Annotated in this window: 1 protein-coding gene; it reads left to right on the plus strand. The window is 44.5% G+C overall.

All coding sequences use genetic code 11. The features are described 5' to 3' along the window. Positions 1 to 6 precede the first annotated feature (6 nt). Positions 7 to 526, plus strand: a 520-nt coding sequence (locus A3763_RS07140; protein ID WP_197482828.1) for a cbb3-type cytochrome c oxidase subunit I, incomplete at its 3' end; no start/stop codon positions are given.

The raw sequence follows: 526 nt of genomic DNA on the forward strand, positions 1-526 counted from the left end.
AATCATATGAATCAAACGCCTATTCAACCTAAGAACTACGATTATGGAGTAGTTCGGCAATTCACCATTATGACGGTAGTCTGGGGAATTGTCGGAATGCTTGTCGGTGTGCTTATCGCCGCGCAACTTGCATGGCCCGCACTAAATTTCGATTTACCGTATTTAACTTTTAGCCGCTTGCGGCCTTTACATACGAATGCAGTAATCTTTGCGTTTGGTGGTTGTGCACTCTTTGCAACCTCTTATTACATAGTCCAAAGGACATGTCATACGACACTGTTCGCGCCTGGTCTGGCGAAGTTTACCTTTTGGGGTTGGCAGTTAATCATTGTATTAGCAGCAATCACTCTGCCTCTTGGTTTTACGCAAGGCAAAGAGTATGCAGAGCTAATCTGGCCAATAGACCTACTCATTGCAATCGTTTGGGTTAGCTATGGTGTTGTATTCTTCGGCACGTTGGTAAAGCGAAACGTTTCGCATATCTACGTTGCTAACTGGTTCTATGCAGCGTTCATTATCGCTGTAG

The organism is Oleiphilus sp. HI0128 (genome assembly GCF_001635365.1).